Source organism: Roseburia sp. AF12-17LB, from assembly GCF_003479605.1.
In the GTDB taxonomy this organism is placed as follows: Bacteria; Bacillota; Clostridia; order Lachnospirales; family Lachnospiraceae; genus Roseburia_C; species Roseburia_C amylophila.
This window is the reverse complement of the sequence record NZ_QUHR01000004.1, coordinates 42,223-59,714: the sequence shown is the minus strand read 5'-3', so window position 1 is coordinate 59,714 and position 17,492 is coordinate 42,223. Positions and strand designations below refer to the sequence as shown.

At 39.8% G+C, this 17,492-nt stretch carries 17 protein-coding genes; 3 read left to right on the top strand and 14 right to left on the bottom strand.

Annotated elements, in window-relative coordinates:
* Positions 1–37: 37 nt before the first annotated feature.
* From DWV68_RS06475 to DWV68_RS06465, 3 genes are all read right to left on the bottom strand, one after another.
* The gene (locus tag DWV68_RS06475) at positions 38–1,855 is read right to left on the bottom strand and encodes a glycosyl hydrolase family 18 protein (protein WP_197420823.1); all 1,818 of its coding nucleotides are present in this window, start codon (positions 1,853–1,855) and stop codon (positions 38–40) included.
* A 438-nt stretch (positions 1,856–2,293) separates the two neighbouring features.
* Entirely contained in the window at positions 2,294–2,854 is a 561-nt protein-coding gene (locus DWV68_RS06470) for a hypothetical protein (RefSeq protein ID WP_118087993.1), read from the bottom strand.
* Between the two features lie 6 nt (positions 2,855–2,860).
* A complete protein-coding gene (locus DWV68_RS06465) occupies positions 2,861–4,144 on the bottom strand; it encodes a serine/threonine protein kinase (protein WP_197420822.1) in 1,284 nt (427 codons plus the stop codon).
* Positions 4,145–4,371: 227 nt separating this feature from the next.
* Between DWV68_RS06465 and DWV68_RS06460 the strand changes: the two genes are divergently transcribed.
* Positions 4,372–5,154, top strand: coding sequence for an adaptor protein MecA (locus DWV68_RS06460; RefSeq protein ID WP_118057758.1), 783 nt, complete (start codon positions 4,372–4,374; stop codon positions 5,152–5,154).
* A gap of 54 nt (positions 5,155–5,208) precedes the next feature.
* Here DWV68_RS06460 and DWV68_RS06455 read toward each other — a convergent pair whose 3' ends face one another.
* The 5 genes from DWV68_RS06455 to DWV68_RS06435 form a co-directional block, all read right to left on the bottom strand.
* A complete protein-coding gene (locus DWV68_RS06455) occupies positions 5,209–5,853 on the bottom strand; it encodes an ATP-binding cassette domain-containing protein (protein ID WP_117698866.1) in 645 nt (214 codons plus the stop codon).
* A gap of 2 nt (positions 5,854–5,855) precedes the next feature.
* Positions 5,856–6,698 carry a hypothetical protein gene (locus DWV68_RS06450; protein WP_117842364.1) on the bottom strand — a complete coding sequence of 281 codons (843 nt, stop codon included), beginning with the start codon at positions 6,696–6,698 and terminating at the stop codon, positions 5,856–5,858.
* Positions 6,695–7,492: a hypothetical protein gene (locus DWV68_RS06445; RefSeq protein ID WP_118665332.1), complete on the bottom strand. Its 798-nt coding sequence runs from the start codon at positions 7,490–7,492 to the stop codon at positions 6,695–6,697. Before DWV68_RS06445 ends, DWV68_RS06450 begins: the two co-directional genes overlap by 4 nt.
* A gap of 4 nt (positions 7,493–7,496) precedes the next feature.
* Positions 7,497–8,681 (bottom strand): hypothetical protein, encoded by a 1,185-nt coding sequence (locus DWV68_RS06440; protein ID WP_147404532.1) that lies wholly within the window; start codon positions 8,679–8,681, stop codon positions 7,497–7,499.
* Between the two features lie 653 nt (positions 8,682–9,334).
* Complete coding sequence (locus tag DWV68_RS06435) at positions 9,335–9,544, bottom strand: DUF1858 domain-containing protein (protein WP_117699346.1); 210 nt, start codon at positions 9,542–9,544, stop codon at positions 9,335–9,337.
* Between the two features lie 218 nt (positions 9,545–9,762).
* Between DWV68_RS06435 and DWV68_RS06430 the strand changes: the two genes are divergently transcribed.
* Positions 9,763–9,933: a DUF362 domain-containing protein gene (locus tag DWV68_RS06430; protein ID WP_022242564.1), complete on the top strand. Its 171-nt coding sequence runs from the start codon at positions 9,763–9,765 to the stop codon at positions 9,931–9,933.
* Between the two features lie 107 nt (positions 9,934–10,040).
* On the opposite strand, the gene DWV68_RS06425 is transcribed toward DWV68_RS06430, so the two are convergent.
* Together DWV68_RS06425 and DWV68_RS06420 are read right to left on the bottom strand one after the other, a co-directional pair.
* Complete coding sequence (locus DWV68_RS06425) at positions 10,041–10,622, bottom strand: MerR family transcriptional regulator (protein ID WP_022242563.1); 582 nt, start codon at positions 10,620–10,622, stop codon at positions 10,041–10,043.
* A 112-nt stretch (positions 10,623–10,734) separates the two neighbouring features.
* Positions 10,735–11,511: a hypothetical protein gene (locus DWV68_RS06420; protein ID WP_147404531.1), complete on the bottom strand. Its 777-nt coding sequence runs from the start codon at positions 11,509–11,511 to the stop codon at positions 10,735–10,737.
* Between the two features lie 415 nt (positions 11,512–11,926).
* Between DWV68_RS06420 and DWV68_RS06415 the strand changes: the two genes are divergently transcribed.
* Positions 11,927–12,292, top strand: a complete 366-nt coding sequence (locus DWV68_RS06415; RefSeq protein WP_118088291.1) for a zinc ribbon domain-containing protein — start codon at positions 11,927–11,929, stop codon at positions 12,290–12,292.
* A gap of 130 nt (positions 12,293–12,422) precedes the next feature.
* On the opposite strand, the gene DWV68_RS06410 is transcribed toward DWV68_RS06415, so the two are convergent.
* The 4 genes from DWV68_RS06410 to DWV68_RS06395 all read right to left on the bottom strand — a co-directional run bounded on the left by DWV68_RS06410 (position 12,423) and on the right by DWV68_RS06395 (position 17,427).
* Positions 12,423–13,415 (bottom strand): Fic family protein, encoded by a 993-nt coding sequence (locus tag DWV68_RS06410; RefSeq protein ID WP_118665326.1) that lies wholly within the window; start codon positions 13,413–13,415, stop codon positions 12,423–12,425.
* A gap of 169 nt (positions 13,416–13,584) precedes the next feature.
* On the bottom strand, positions 13,585–14,916 hold the full coding sequence (gene dnaB, locus DWV68_RS06405; protein WP_117699176.1) for a replicative DNA helicase: 1,332 nt from the start codon (positions 14,914–14,916) through the stop codon (positions 13,585–13,587).
* 16 nt (positions 14,917–14,932) lie between these two features.
* Positions 14,933–15,379, bottom strand: a complete 447-nt coding sequence (gene rplI / locus DWV68_RS06400) for a 50S ribosomal protein L9 (protein ID WP_117842217.1) — start codon at positions 15,377–15,379, stop codon at positions 14,933–14,935.
* Complete coding sequence (locus DWV68_RS06395) at positions 15,376–17,427, bottom strand: DHH family phosphoesterase (RefSeq protein ID WP_117947274.1); 2,052 nt, start codon at positions 17,425–17,427, stop codon at positions 15,376–15,378. The genes rplI and DWV68_RS06395 overlap by 4 nt, the downstream gene beginning before the upstream one ends.
* Positions 17,428–17,492 lie beyond the last annotated feature (65 nt).

Genomic DNA, 17,492 nt, shown 5'->3' with positions numbered 1-17,492 from the left:
AACTTTTTCACGGGCCTCTCCTTTGCGGTTTTACACTTTAGTTATTTGTATATTTTATAATGGTATCCCAGATACTGTCTGTCTCAAAGCCAAGCTTCCAGAAAGATATTCCCGCCAGTTTATTTGACTTCATGACTTCTAACTTCTTCTCAAGGGAAGCTGCGTCTTCTATCCAGACTTTATAGGTAACCCCATCATTTACATATTCTGCGTAATTCTGCCCATCTTCTTCCGACCAGGTCGGCGTTGCTCCATTTAATTCCAGACGTTTCTGTACCGTATCCATTCCAACAGCTTCGCTGGTCAAATCATATGGTACATAGTCCTCTGCTGCTGCAGCTGTTGTATCTTCTTCATCATCTGCCTTTGGTGTCTCTGCCCATATTCTTGTATAAAATGGACATCCCAGAATGATCTGGTCTGCAGGTACTTCCTTTAAGGTATCGGCTACTCCGTTGGTTACAAATCCAATGGATGCAACTGATCCTTCATCTGAGCCGGCATAATGCTCATCATATCCCATAATCACTACATAATCCGCAAAATTTGCCTGCTCTTCCCGGTCATAAAATGCGGTATAAGCACTCGGCACATAGTTGTCCACGGATAATACCACGCCGTTGTTTGCACATTTTAAGGAAAGTTCGCGGATAAACTGGATATAGCTGTCTCCCACTGCTTCACTGTTTAAGGATTCAAAATCCAGATTGATTCCATCCAAATCGTACTGGATTGCTGCTGAAATAATCTGATTGACCAGATACTGTCTGGTAGAGGTATGGGTCAGAACAGCAGCTGTGTCCACTTCCTTATTTTCAAGATTGCTTACCAGTCCCCAGACCTCAATATTATTCTGATGGCAGTAGTTTACATAATCCAGCGATGCAAGGTTTGCAATGTTACCGTTATTATCATTTAAGTAGAACCAGGTCGGTGCGATTACATTGATTCCTTTGGTATTCTGCAATACCGTTGCAATGGTGCTGTTGGCATCCTTTGTTGTCACCTGATGCCATGCCATTTCTATGGTAAAGTCCTTGGAAATATGGGTAAATTCCGGCTCTGTAAAATCATTGTTCAAGGTTTCAGTGGTTACTTTTCCTACGAACTTATTCTTAAGGTATCCGATAACACCATCTTCTGTCATGGCTTTGGTCCAGCTGTCACCTGCATCCAAAATTGTCAGGGTCTCACCTTTTTCTAAGTCTTTCACGATCGGACTCTTGATACCGCCCTTTAAACGAAGCTGTGTTGCCTTCTTCGCCGGTGCTGTATCCACATCCCCCCACACGGTATTGATTACGGTACGATTCGGGCCTTCATATACTTCGTGGGTAATATTGGTATACTGCTCTACGAAATCAAGTGCAAGATACATGGTATTGCTGTCATTCCGGACAATTGTATAATCTGCACTCTGGTTTTCCTTCCCTACCTGATAAGTATTGCTGCCTGCTGCCACGGTAACGAGATTATCAGGCAGTGTATAAAGCAATACATTTTCATTGGCATCCCAGTAAAAACGGTCATTGAAGCGGTCATGTACCGTTTCATAATCCACATATACTTCGCCGTCTATATATTTGCCCGGTGTTTCTAACACTTCATGATCCACCACCAGCGAAATATCATCATCCGCCTGTAAATGATAATATTCTGTCATATCCTGATGCTCTTTACTCGGAATATATTTCTGAATAATTTTCGTTCCTACGGCAATCAGCAGCACCAGTAATATCAATACGATTACCACAATAACCGGTGCTAATTTCGTGTTTTTTCTGTTCCGTCTGCGGTTCCTGTTTCTATTTCTATTTCCATTTGTCGGTCTGTTCGTTCGCTGCGTTCTCTCCAAGCCTGCGTCCTCCTGTACTTTACTGTTCTATTTTCTTATGGTTTTCCATTTTTGTTTTCTTTGCCATAAGCATACGTCATTGATGGGAAAATTTCAAGTAAAAACCACCCGGAAACTCTCCCGGAAACTCTCTTTGTTCTTCAGCCGCAGCCACCGTCAGTTTCTTACAAATGTCTGGTCGCAACTACGAGAAACACGCTTTACGAGTTTCCCGCGTAAAAAGAAGCACAGACTATCATTTTTGTCTGTGCCTCTTACCTTTCTTTTTCTTTACATTGTGCTGCATTCTGCAGCGGTGTGAGTAAGCATTCAGGGTAACCTTCTCACATCAAAAGCATATATTTCTATTTATTCATCTTTTTTTATTTTTGGTTTCTGTTAAATTTACATGCCTGCTTTCTACTTTCCTTTTCCAAAAGGATAAGCGTTCGTGATATGTTAAACTAAAGTTTTTAAAAACAGGCGCTCTGCTTCTTTTAAATGAAGCGGGTCCTCCATAAAAGGAAGGGTATGGATTGGTATGCGGTATTGTTTCTGAAAATCTTTTTTATCTTTTTTCATCCCAAACTGTGCCAGAAACGTCACGTTATCCAAATACTTTTCCTCTTCCCATATGACGGACATAAAATACTCTAATTCCTTTCGTTTCCATGGACTTAAGGAAACCAGAATCAGCTTCCGGTCACAGCGCAAGAATTCCCGACGAATCCTGTAAAACTCACTTCCGCCGTCTATGATGTAATATTCATAGCCCTGTCGGATATATTCCGGCATATTATCACTTCCCGCATTTGCAAAATAGTGTTTTCTGTCCGGCCGCCCCCATTTACCCTGCTGCTGTTTCTGCAGTTCTTCCAATTCGTGATTTCCACTTAATTCCACCAATGCCGTGTGACTTTTCAGGCAGTCCGCACAGTAATGGGTCAGCGCAGTGCACAGATGCGTCACACCCACGCCCTGCTGCACACCAAATATTCCGATACTTTTTCTTTCTTCCATGGTTTGTTATCTTCTCCCTTCTTTCGAAAGCATTTGTGTGAAGAATGCTTCCTTTTCTCTGCCACCATCAAATGGCATTGTGTCCCTCGGATAACAGTACACTTCTCTTCCGATGAAAGCTGCAAATTCTCTCGCCTCCATGGGGCTACTGTGATTACAGATAATTTTAAGATTTGGTACACAACGTAACGTTTGCCAGGCTTTCATGGAAGCCTCCCGCTTCCACAAAGACAGATTCACTACGAGTACTGTAATCTCAGCCTCTTCCATGCAGGCTTCTTCCACTGCAGCTCCATAATCGAAAATGAGTGTATCTTCCCCGCTGCCGATAGACTCACTTCCCCGGAAATTCCGGCAGATGACGATATCTTCTTCGCACTCTGCCTCACGGCTCCGCCCAATTTGTTCCACCACATTACTTATCTTTTCCCTTTCTTCGGACTGAATTTCCCGATACAGGGCATTTGCGCCCCCCGCATTAAAAAATGAAGTCAGTGCAATGGCTATATGGGTGGTTCCGACTCCGGATTCTGCCCCCACAACAGATATGCTTTTTAAGAGATGCTCTTTCCGATTCCCCTTCTGCTTTAACGCACGGGTCAGTGCCTGTTGTAATTCCCCGGCGCTTTTGTAACGCTTATTTGGATTTTTTCTTGTGGCTTTTTGTGCGATATGCCGGAATGCCGGGCTGCTTTTGTGGGAATGCTTCTTAACATAAAGCAAAAAAACAGCCCCGATTGCATAAATATCGCTTGCCGTATGCAGTTCATGTTCCCCATACTGCTCCGGTGCCGCAAAACCTTTTGTTCCATAGTTCTGATAATTTTTTCCACGACTGGTAATATATGATGCAATTCCAAAATCGATTAATTTTACCTGATTCCCACATACTATAATGTGCGACGGTTTTAAATCCTGATGTAATACCGGAAATGGTTTCTGGCTGTGCAGGAATGAAACAATTCCACAAAGCTGTATGCCAATCTGTATCATATACTCCTGGGAAACTGACGTATTCCAAAGCAACTTCTCTAACGATTCACCCTCGATATATTCCTCAATGATATAATAAAAGGCTTCATCTTCCTCTATATCATATACAATTGGAATCCCGGGATGTCGTAACTTAGCGAGAATATTCGCTTCAGAAAGAATTGAAGACGGCATAGAACGTGTCTTTGAAATACACTTTATTGCACGATATGTCTCCAACTTCAGATGTCTGGCAAGATATACCTTTCCTGCTGCGCCGCTTCCTAACTCCGACAACAGCTCGTATCTGTCAAACAAAATTTGTGTTTCTATATGTTCCGCCCCTTCCTTCTTTCAAAGGAACCGGAACGCATCTCTTGGAATAGTTTATAGCACAAAGCAATTAGGCTTTGCAATAGAAAATCTGTTTTTTTAGACTTTTTAGAAAACTTTAATATTTTTTACCGGTTTACAAGTATTTTGCATTCCATTATAATATAGGCGTAAACTTCATACAATTTTCTATAGATAAGGAAGTGATTTTTATGAAAATTGAAAAAGTGAATGATAACCAGATTCGCTGCACACTTACCAGAGCAGACTTAGATGACCGCCATCTGAAGCTGAGTGAGTTAGCATATGGCACGGAAAAAGCAAAGTCCCTGTTTCGTGACATGATGCAGCAGGCGAATTATGAATTTGGATTTGAAGCCGAGGATATGCCTCTTATGATAGAAGCCGTTCCCCTGACACAAGATACAGTATTGCTTATTATTACCAAGGTAGAATACCCGGAAGAGTTAGACACCCGGTTTTCCAAATTTTCAGAGCCGGACGAAAATGAATATCCGGATTTTGCAGATGCAAAGAACACTCCTGCAGCCGGAGCCGATGATATTTTAGGCTTCTTCAAACAGCTTCAGGAGAAGCAGAAGAGCGAACTTGCCAAGTCAGTGAAGGCTGCTGCCCCGGCAGAAGCTCCTGTCAAGAAGGCTGCCACTCCTGCTCCGAAGCCTGTCGTAGAACCGGTGGTAGATATTACCCGGCTGTTCGTCTTCGACAGCTTAGAGAAAATCAGCAATCTTGCCCGTATTTTAAATGGCTTTTATAACGACCGGAATTTCCTTTACAAGAATCCGAATAAGAGTGCCTTTTATCTGGTACTGCACAAGGGACACCATTCTCCGGAAGATTTCAATAAGGTCTGCAACATCTTATCGGAATACGCTTCCACTGAGAAATACAGCCGTGCTTCGCAGGCTTACTTCGATGAGCATTTCCTGCCTCTGATTAAAGAGCAGGCACTGCAGGTACTGGCGGAAATTTAAAAACGATAAAAAGGAATTGCTTTGAGTTTCACTCAATGGCAATTCTTTTTTTGTTTATCTTTCTAATTTATGTAACCGACCATGCTCCATCTCATATACTTCATCACATAATAATTCTATATCCTCTCGATTGTGACTGGCCAGTAGTAAAGTTTTTCCCTCTTCTTTAAAAGAAAGAAACAATTTCCTCATTTGTTCAACCCCATCTTTATCTAATCCATTCATCGGTTCATCTAAAATGAGAATATCCTGATTTTCCATGGTTGCCTGTGCAATTGCAAGACGCTGCTTCATACCCAGAGAATATTTTCCTACCGGTTTCTTTAGCTCCGGATCAAGTCCGACTTTTCTCATACTTTCTTTTACATATTCCCGATTTTTCTTATGATTAATCATATATAACAGTTCAAGATTTTTAAGTCCGCTGTACTGCTTTATAAATGCCGGTTCTTCAATAATTGTTCCCAGATTTTGAACCACATCCATATCTTTTCCAACCATTTTCCCACGAACTGTTATTGTTCCTTTTTCTACAAGATAAAATCCACTAATGCACTTAAAAAGTACTGATTTTCCTGAACCATTATACCCTACAATTCCATATATTTTTCCACTTTCACAAGTCAATGATACATCCTTTAATACTTTATGCTTTTTAAAAGATTTCTCAATATGTTCTACTTTAATAACCTCTGCCATAGCTATTCCTCCCTGCTTATCCAGTCTATTCTCTGAATCTGTCTCTGACCTGCAACCACCAGCAGAAACAGAATCAGAAAATAACCTACATAGATATATACAAAATTTGGTTTACTCAAATCATATCCATATCTCCAATTTCCCACATTTTCCCATGAAAATGGTGAAAAATATATAAGTCCTAATTTTGCACCGGCATCCAGATAGTTTACCATTGTAGAAAAGAAAATAAGCAGAATAGTGACTATATATGCACCTACTCTTCTAACATAAAGACTTAATGTATATAATAGCATTCCAATTACTGCAAATGCTAATATATCCATTAAAATTACATGCCCCATCATCTGGTAGGGTGTAAATGCTGACATTACTTTTGTATCCACAATCAGCGGAATCTGATATTTTTCCATACCATAAACAGAAACCGTCCTGTACAGACTTCCCCATGAATTGCTAAAATCAACTGCCGGAAAGTTCAATAAAATGCTTAATAATACCAGTATTACAGCTAATAAAATACTGCTTCCGAAAATATAAAAAATATTTCGACTTCCCCACCGCTTTTTTCCTATACGCTGTACAAAATATAATTCATTTCTCTCCATAAATGGAGCATTCGAATAAAAACATAACACACTTAAAAGTACAACCTTCATAAAGAAATCATCATTTTGAATAAAAGGTAATATTGCAAAACTGTCTTTTACGTTCAATTCCATTGCAAGATTCCGGTAGAGTCTTAACATATCATCTACCATAAATCCCCAAATGATAAGTAATGTCAAAAAACGCATGGACTTCATTCTGCAATAAAGATTCTGTATTTTTGACTGCAAATTCACATACTTTCCCCCCTTATCTCTTTTGTTACTCTGGCTGCAATCAAATTACCCAATACGATAACACAAAGTATTGTCATTAAGAATATGTATCCAAGACTTATCCATGCATTTCCAAATACATCTGTAGAAAACATAAATAGAGAATTCCAATCCCAAATACCACCTTGTGGAAATAATACGCCAAGATATGTAACGATAAAATAATAACCAGCCATAGGAATGCAGATTGCAAACATCTGATTCTTAGCCAATAGAGACAGCAGCATGGATACCAGACACAGAATGCCTCCTAACAATCCAAATATAATTGCAGAAAAAACCAAATATAATATTGGCATTCCATGCATTGCAAACCATCCAAAACAATTCCCACGCAAATCGACACCATTTGCTGTATAAAATTCATCCTCTAACATCAGCAGGGGATGCCAAAAACTATCCTGCTGAAAAAAGAGTAACTGTCCTGCGAAAACAGTAATATCTGCTGCCAGAAATCCGCTTAATACTTTTGACCATATATAACTCTTTAAATCTCCACGCAAAATTTCATTCTGCCAAAAATGATGTTCCTGATCTTCTCTTAATGCATTTCCATATGCAAAGCTGCTAAATGCAAATATTGCAATTGTAACACTCTGAAATTTCATAACTTTATATCTGCTAATAACATCTATTGCCGGCTGGCCAACTTTCGCCATTAGATTCATAATAATATATACTCCTATTACACCAAGCCAGAACGGTGCTGAAGTAAATACCCTGTATAAATCCATTTTTAAATATTTTTTCAGCATATTACTACTCTACCTCCAGTTCAACCATCTCTTCTCCTGTGACAGCATTAATTGGTATATAATTATATGATTCATTCCGTCCTTCTCCCTGATATTTCCCAATCTGACATATCCATACCGGCACCATATCATATACCCCGTTCTTCTTTTGTAATGGATACATTACAAGCTGACATTTCCGAACAGTTATTGGTTCTTCCGTAATAACACTTCCATAGTTCTTTTCTAAAACCTCTGCAATTTTATCAAAAGAAACCAGTGATAACTTCTTTTTTTCTAATTTGCAGGAATATAAAACAGGAATCTGAAGTTCCCCTAATCCATCTTTCATTACATACACCTGCATATCACCATACATTCCCGGATAATCCCTGATATTTTCATACCGGAAAATTTCGATTCCCTGTAAAGTCTGAGAAAAATAGAATAGATAACCCTCTTCCTCTTCTGACCATTCTTCTTTTGCATCTTCTTCGGATAAACTGCCATCCTTTAATAATCTTTGCGTCTGCTCCTCTAAATCTTCTATGTGCATACAATAACTTTCCTTGTATTGTAAATTACCTTCCTCTATTCCAAGCTGATTCATTTGTTCACATGCGCTTTCCCACGCCTGCGTTCTGTCAAAACCAGATAAATCATCTGCATCCCTAAATACAGCCTCATTATCCATTGGATCCTCTGCCCCATATTCACCATTCATATGCAGTACCTGCACTAAATATCTCATTAACGGTTCTTTCCAGTAAAGTCCCTGTTCGGCATCTAAACGTAAAAATCCTTCTAATTCATTATCGTAAACTTCGGCATTCAACCTGTCCCCATTTCGGCTTTCTGTTTCAAAACAGCTTTCTTCATAGTTTAAATTATCCTTTAAGAACATTGTTTTCCACTTATCCGCATCCGGATAAACAATGCTTGCTGTTGATGCATATAAATTTTCATAATCAATATTTTCCCCTGTAATTATCTTTGCATCAAACGCAAAACTATCGTTCACTGTTTTTTTATATTCTTCCGGAAAAGATACTGAACTCTGTTCCTTTTCTGTGTCATTTTCCGCTATCTTCTGATATTCTGTTCGTTCATATGGCAGATGAGCCTGCTGCCATAAAATTGCTATGCATATTATTACTACTGTATAAAAGGCAATTGTTTTAATAACTTTTTTGCAGTTATTTATTTTCATATCTACTCCTTTTACAGGTGGGGCTAACCCCACCTGCAATATATATAAGTTCTTTCCATTCTTTAAGATGTGTACCTTCCAGATATTGTTATGGTATGAGAATGTGCTGCGCGCCTGTGATTCATTTTTTACAGAAACAGCAAACGGACTTGCATCATTTGTCAATTTCCAATATTTTGGAAATGAATTTAAATATCACAAAATAGAATTCTCTTTTCTTTACTTAAAGAACCGGAATCCTCTGCTTACATTTCTCTATATGATTTTATTTTGGGAAATTTGATATCCAAGACTTTGAATATCAAATATAGCGATAACCGCAACTAAGAATTTTCTTGTCATCATAACTCCCTCTCCTCTTGTTTTCAATAACTATTAAAAGCTTAGTATTTTTCATTTTTTCTGTCAATATCAATTATTATCAAAACGAATTATAAATATTTGTATATTTTATACAATCTTACCTGTATATTTTAACTTCAAAACTCACTTTTTCTATCACACTATTTCTGTATCATTATAATCTGCAGAACCTGTCACTGACAGCTTCTTACGGATGCACGACTACAAAAAAAGACCAGAACGCACGATATTTTCAAGCCTTACGGCATTCGATTATCGGACTGTTCTGGTCTTTTATTTGTCTCTATTTCTTACTTGCCGTCTTTTGCAAGGAAATCATTGATTTCATCAACCAAAGACTGTGGCTCGATTCCATGAACCATTGCTGCCTGTTCAATTGTCTCCATCTGTGAAGATGGGCATCCTAAACAATGCATTCCTATGTTTAAAAGAATCGGTGCAATATTCTCATCGATCTGAAGTAATTCACCAATCATGGTATCCTTATTAATCTGTGCCATATTTTTTTCCTCCTTCTTGTTTTCAATGGTGTTATTATAATCCCTCCCGGCAAAATATGCAATTAGTTTTCCCTTTTGTCCACGATTATATACACGATTGCTTTTTCTTTAGTACATGATGGAGAAGTATTGTAAATCGCAATTTTTTGTATTAAAATAATTGCAAGCTAGAATTTTAGCCTATACATTGTTTATTATTTTTAAAGGAGGACGATAAAATGGCATATGTAATTTCTGATTCATGTGTAAGCTGCGGTACTTGCGAAGGCGAATGCCCAGTTGGAGCTATCTCTGCAGGAGATGGAAAATACGAAATCGCTGCTGATACTTGCATCGAGTGTGGAACTTGTGCAGGTGCTTGCCCTACAGGAGCTATCAGCCAGGAATAATTTTCGTACTTAATTCAAAAGAAGCTGTTGGTTTCGCCACACAGCTTCTTTTTTATGCAAGAAACTCGCAAAGCGTGTTTCTCGTAGTTATGCCCTCATTTGTGAGGCTATGCTTCATTCGGTTTCCATTCCTGTTTCTTATGAAACAGCTTCTTCTCTTTCTTTCCCTTTGCCTTCAGGCTCTGACGAATCAGCTCGTCCAGTTTCTTATAGCGTTCTTCCTCCGCTTCATCCTGTTCCCTCATCAGATAATTCATTTCTTTTAATACATAATCCCGCACCAGTTCGCTGACTTCTTTTCCCAGTGCATGATTGTTTTCGGCAATCGCACCTTTTACAATCTGTGCCATCATATGCTGGAACTGCTCCATCCGCCTTGTGTTGTCCTCTACCTCCGTGGAAAGAGTCTGCTTCGCCGGCTCCGATGCTGCTGTTGCCGCTAATAGCTCCGGTGCATCTTCCCTGCCGCCATTATGTATTAAAAGCTTGATTGCCTTTAACTGATAACCCTGCTCTTTCCATTCTTTTATCTTCATGAATTGTTCAATGTTTTCTTTTGTATAATAACGGTGTCCCATTTCGTTGCGGGGTACCGTAAGTTCTAACTCTTCTTCCCAGTATCTAAGTACATGGGATTCTACATTTACAAGTGCTGCAGCATCTGAAATCATATACCGTTGCTTGTCCATAATTGCTCCTCCTTTGCTACTGCTTCTTCCTTAAAATTATAACGCTGCGGCTTTTGTCAGTGCAATTATTTTCCATCGTATTATTCCGACATATTGTGCATGGTTCGCACAATTATTGACATTTCAGGAAGACTCCTGCAACATGTTTTACCACAATCTGGCTGCCCGCTGTCAATGCATTTCCATCTTCATTCGTGGCTCCTGTCAGCTCCAGCGCATATTGCTTTCCACGTATCATCTGCTGGTCTGCACTCACCATGGTCCCATTTTCGATGGCATAAAATTTCTTATTTTTGCCGGATGCCGGATTGATTCCATTGGAACCGACCTCTACCTCTCCTGCAAGGTTCAGTAAAATATAATCATCTTCCGGCTCTGCTATCGTATCAAAATCCAATGCATTTACCATTTCCAGTACAGCATCCCACGGCATAGCCTGCATGGTATCTGCCGATTCAGACTCTTTGATTTCCTTTATCTCAACGGATTTTTCCATGCCATCCAATGAAATCTGATATTTTTTATCATTTACTTTATCAAAAATGATGAATTCTGACTTTGCAGCATAACGTCCCAGAAGGTTTCCATCTTTCTCCAGATAAAATGCACCTTCCATTACCTGACAATCATCAGAAACCGAATAGCTGTCCTTTAATACTTTATCGCATTCTTTTAAGACTTCACCAATTCCCATTTGTTTTAAACGAATAGGATCTGATAATCCCGTTATATTATCCACAGAACTATCTTCATCTTTACCAGCATTCTCTTCTTTCTCTATTTCTTCTGATTCTTCACCTTGTTCTTGCTGGGATTCTATTATTTGTCCAATCTGTTCCAGAAAAGAATTATTGTCTTCTATTAACCTTAGATTTGTTGTAGAAACCACTATCTTTTCTCCTAAATAGTTTTTTCCACCACAACCAGATAGAATTGAAATTAGAATAAATACTATTAAAATATTATAATTTTTCATGCACTCACCCCTTCTCTCTATATAGAAAACTGCTCTATATTTTAGATATAATTTTTTTATGTATTTGTCAAGCCCTATGTGGAGATTTTGTAGGTAAATTTTTATTTCTTTCGGTGCAATTATTTTCGGTGTTCTTACCATCCGCTGTCCTATCTGCCACCGGCAGTTACATTTAAAAGATATTACGCCGGATGATTTTTGTCCATTCTATGGGGAAAAGCTTCATATTCCGTCTGGTAATGGGATTTTGATAAAGGAAAATGGGTTTGCAGGAATCCGGAAAATGCGTTATGGTATACAAAAGATGCAGGAAGGATGGTTTTGCTTTATGTTTTTTATTATGGGAATTTCAAATGGTGAGAAAAAGCTGGCTTTTGACCAGTTAGAAATATGTAATTGCTGCGGAAAATATGGACATCTGGAAGTGTATATGACTTACATGTTCTTTTCTTTCTTTTTTATTCCGCTGTTTAAATGGAACCGCCACTACTATGTGCGCATGAATTGCTGTAATGCCACCACCGAAATCAGTGCCGACTTAGGCAAGGCAATTGCCAGAGGAGAGGTTAAGAAGATTCCTCTCGATACCCTGCATTTTGGTAGATATGAAAATCATATGAAACATTGCAGTTACTGTGGATTTACGACAGAAGAAGACTTTCAGTATTGTCCGAAATGCGGACGGGAATTGTAGCGGGGAACTGCGGCGTATAAGGTAGATGTCGCAAGCGACCGCCGCAGGCGCGAGAATGTGCCGAGGCACATTCTTTGATCCAAATAACTGACAATTATAAGAAACTTGCTTTGCTTGTTTTCTCATATTATCAGCTTTTCACATATCTTTGATTTCTGCTGTTCGGTTTATCCGGTATCGTCATCTGAATCAAATTCATTTCAAGTGATGGCTGAAGATAATTTCTTCGGAATCCCTCTTTCGAACTTAATCCAAGTTTTTCCATCAACGCTTTGCTTGTATAAGGAACATCATATTCCATAGCTTCAAGCAATTTTTGTACTGCTTCCGAAAGATATTCATTTTTCTCACTAATTTGAACAGAAATATCATCCAGAATTTTATCAATTTGAGCCAGCATAAATTCAATAAAAATTGTAAACTCTCCCGCAACGTGGCACCGGGAAATGGCATCGTAATATTCATCCTGAAACTTCTCAATCTGGCTTTCAATCGGAATATATTCAAACACCGGTTTCCAGTCCGAGAGAATAGCCGTGTGCCACAGTCTTGCCATTCTGCCATTGCCATCCGAAAAAGGGTGGATAAATACAAACTCATAATGAAATACACTACTTAAAATCAGTGGATGTACATTATCCTTCGCTTCTTTCATCCAGGTAAATAACTCATCCATAAGCTGTGGTACAAGTTGTGCCGGTGGAGCCATGAAAATACATTGATTTCCATTAAAGACACCTTCTTCACCGGAACGAAATTCACCGGATTCCTCCACAAGATACTTTGTCATAATTCCATGAAATTGTTTTAACTGTCGAATGTTATAAGGATTAATTTCTGAAAGACGCTCATAAGCAGCATAGGCATTCTTTACTTCCTGAATTTCTCTTTGTTCACCAAATACAGTCTTACCGTTAATTACATCCCGAACCTGTCCAAACGTCAATGAATTGGCTTCAATTTTCAAAGAGGAATGTATCGATTTTATTCTGTTATTCTTTCTCAGGTGCGGTTTTGCTTCAAGATTACTGATTGCTGTTATACGTCCTATCTTTTCGGAAATAGATGCTACATGAGATAATATTTTATTTGTTATAGTAAAAGGCGGTTTATATTTCCCCATATGATACCTCCATTAACTTACGTATTATCTTACGTATTTTCTTGCGTATTTTCTTCCTCTATTATACGATTTTTACAAAAATATTCAACTTATTTCATCGACAATTTTCCTTCTACCCATATATATAAAAACCCCGGATGCTGCTTTTTCAGGCAACACCCGGGAATGTTTATTTCTCCATATTGGCAAATCTCGTGTACTGAGGCAGCCATACCAGGTTGACGGTTCCGATAGGACCGTTTCTTTGCTTGGCTACGATGATTTCGGAGATTCCTTTCATTTCACTGTCTTTGTTGTAATAATCATCACGGTAAATGAACATTACAACGTCGGCATCCTGCTCGATAGCTCCGGACTCTCGAAGGTCGGATAACATTGGTCGATGGTCAGGACGCTGTTCTACGGCTCGGCTCAACTGGGACAGTGCCACTACCGGCACATTCAGCTCACGGGCCAGCGCTTTTAAGGAACGGGAAATATCTGAGATTTCCTGCTGACGGGATTCGGAATGTCTGCCGGAGCCGGACATCAACTGTAAGTAGTCGATGATGATTAATTTCAAATCGTGCTCTAATTTATATTTACGGCATTTACTTCTAAGCTCGGATATGGAAATACCCGGCGTATCATCAATGATTAATTTGGAACGGCCTACGTTGCCTGCTCCTTCAATCAGCATTTCCCAGTCTGCATCTGTCAAATTACCGGAACGCAGCTTCTGGGCATCTACTCTTGATTCCAGAGAAAACATACGGTTTACCAACTGTTCCTTACTCATTTCCAGAGAGAATATTGCTGTGGTCTGCTGGGAATGAATGGCTACATACTGTGCGATATTTAATACAAACGCCGTTTTACCCATGGAAGGACGGGCTGCAATCAGAATCAAATCGGAAGGCTGCAGACCTGCCATCTGGTAATCCAGATCCACGAAGCCAGTAGCAATTCCGGTTACGGAGCCTTTTTGCTTGGATGCTTTTTCAATCTTATCCAGTGCATTGATTACGACCTGCTTAATCGGGACATAATCTCCGCCGCCACGATTCTGCACCAGATTAAAAATACTCTTCTCGGTATCTGCCAGAATATCTTCAACACTTTCTTTTCCAAGATAACATTCATCTTCAATGGACTGGGTAGTCTTAATGAGCTTACGCAGAACTGCCTTCTCTTTGACGATATTGGCATAATATTTTACATTGGCGGATGTCGGTACGGATGTTACTAAGTCTCTTACAAATTCCAGGCTGCTGATTTCCGCCGGCACATCCTTTTCTTTTAACTTATTCTGCAATGTAATCAGGTCAACCGGTTCTCCTGCATTAAACAAATCCAGCATGGATTCAAACAGAATTCCATACTGCTTGTGATAGAAATCCTCTTCAATGAGAATCTCTCCGGCTGTCATAATTGCTTCTTTATCCATAATCATGGAACCGATAACTGACTGCTCGGCTTCCAGACTGTTTGGCATAATCCGCTTTACCAGTGCCTCTTCCATGGAGGTTCCTCCTAATCTACTCTTCCGTTACTTTTACACGTAATGTTGCAGTTACCTTTGGATGAACCTTAACCGGCACTTCATATACACCAAATGATTTGATGGCTTCTTTTAACTGCATTTTCTTCTTGTCTAACTCAAGACCCAGCTGATCATGCGTTGCCTGGGAAATCTCTTTGGTGGATACAGAACCAAAGGTTCTTCCACCCTCTCCGGCTTTCATTTTCACTTCTACGGTCTTATCCTTTATCTCATCTGCCAGCTTTAATGCTGCCTGATAATTCTCTTCTGCAACCTTATCTGCATGTTTGTTCTGCAGCTTTAAGTCATTTAAGGTCTTGTTGTTTGCCTCAACTCCCAATTTCTTCGGAATTAACTGATTTCTTGCGTAAGCATCACTTACATTTACTACCTCACCTTTTTTTCCAAGGGATTTTACATCTGCTAATAAAATTACTTTCATTCTTCTATATCTCCTTCCTCAAGCATTTCGTCTATGGTGTCTTCTATGATGCGTTTTGCCTGGGACACGGTACAGTCACGAAGCTGGCAGCCCGCCATGTTCAGATGTCCGCCGCCCCCAAGACGTTCCATGATTTTCTGCACATTGATTTCATCAATGGAACGGGAACTTACATATATTTTGCCCTGATATTCGGTTAATACAAAGGACGCTTTGATTCCGACAATATTTAACAGCTCATCTGCCGCCTGGGCTCCTACGATGGTAGGGCTTTCAATCTTATCTGCCGGACAGATGGAAATGGCAAATGCACCGCGGTATACTTCCGCATGGCGGACCACTTCTGCTCTGGCTTTGTAGGCATCCATATCATTTCGAAGCATTTTTCTTACACGGGTTACTTCCGCTCCGCAACGTTTCAGATAAGCAGCTGCTTCAAAGGTACGGACACCGGTCTTAGTCATAAAGTTGCTGGTATCGATTAAGATTCCCGCATAAATACAGTCCGCTTCATGAGGTGCCAGCTTGATATTTTCTGTAAAATACTGCAGCACCTCTGCTACCATTTCACAGGTAGAAGATGCATACGGCTCAATATAGGAAAGTACCGGATTGGAAATGACCTCACTGCTCTGGCGGTGATGGTCAAATACTACGATACTGTCGGTCCGCTTCAAAAGACCCGGACACTCCGTATGGCTCGGACGGTTTACATCCACCACCATAACCAGTGTGTTATAATCCGTCAGCTCCAGCGCACGTTCACTGGAAACAAACATATCCGGCGGATAACCCTTCTCTGTGGTAAAACCTTCCTTCAACGGACGAAGGGAGGAAGTTACCTGGTCTAAAACAATCTGCGCTTTCTTTCCTAATACTCTTGCGGCGCAGTAGATTCCGATTGCCGCACCAAAAGCATCCGTATCGGAAATGGAATGTCCCATAATCATAACATGCTCACGGCTCTCGATAATCTCCCGCAACGCATGGGCTTTGACCCTTGCTTTTACACGGGTGTTCTTCTCTACCTGCTTGCTGTTTCCACCATAGTAGACAACATTTTCACCCTCTTTAACCACAACCTGGTCACCACCACGGCCCAGTGCCAGATCGATTGCCATACGGGAATATTCATAATTCTGATTATAAGTATCACCGCCGACACCGATTCCGATACTTAAAGTCACCGCCATTTCATTTCCGACTTTGACGGTCTTAACATCTTCAATCAGGCTGAACCGGTCGCTCTGCAGCTCCGCAAGATATTTATGCTGGAATACCACAAAGTATTTATCCTTCTCAATCTTACGCACCAGCGCATCCATTTTCGTAAAATACTGGTTTACCTTCCGGTCAATCAATGCCACTAAAAGTGAACGTTTTACGTCTTCAATACTGTCTAACGCCTCGTCATAGTTGTCTATGTATACAAGACCTGCCACCAGCTTCTGTTCTTCATTTTCACGGATGTAATTATAAAGCTCTGTCTCATCAAAAAGGTACAGCGCTGTCAGATACTGTTCATCCTCTTCAATAGATACAATGCTGCTGTTTTCCGCCATTTCCTCAAAATAAATCTTGCTCATTTCAATACGGAAATTATGCTCCTGCCAGACCATATTTACATCTTCCACGAACTGCTCCTGCTGAATCAGCTCTCTGGTAATGCCCGGGAAAATGCTGGTGATGGATTTATGGAAATTCTTGGTCTTTCCGGTAATCTCCGTAAATTTCTCATTGACCCAGAGAACCTTTCCGTTATAGTCCAAAAGTGCATACGGTATTTCGAATTCATTGAGCAGCTTCTTCTGCACCGTTCCGTACTGAGTGGCAAAATTAATCAGCTCATTCACCAGCACCGGTTTATTAACATTATAAGATATCACCACAACAATGAGATAAATCCCAAGGAAAATGGATACCAGTAACGCTGCCCCTTCATTTACAAAATACATCGGCACGTTCATGCATGCCAGCAAAATAGTAAGCATCAGCGGCCAGTACATATAATTTTTCAGATGACCCTTCAGCTTGATTTTTTTCTTCATAAATTTCTCCTATATAAATGCGGATATTTTTACACAATTGTTACGACCACATACATATACAGAGT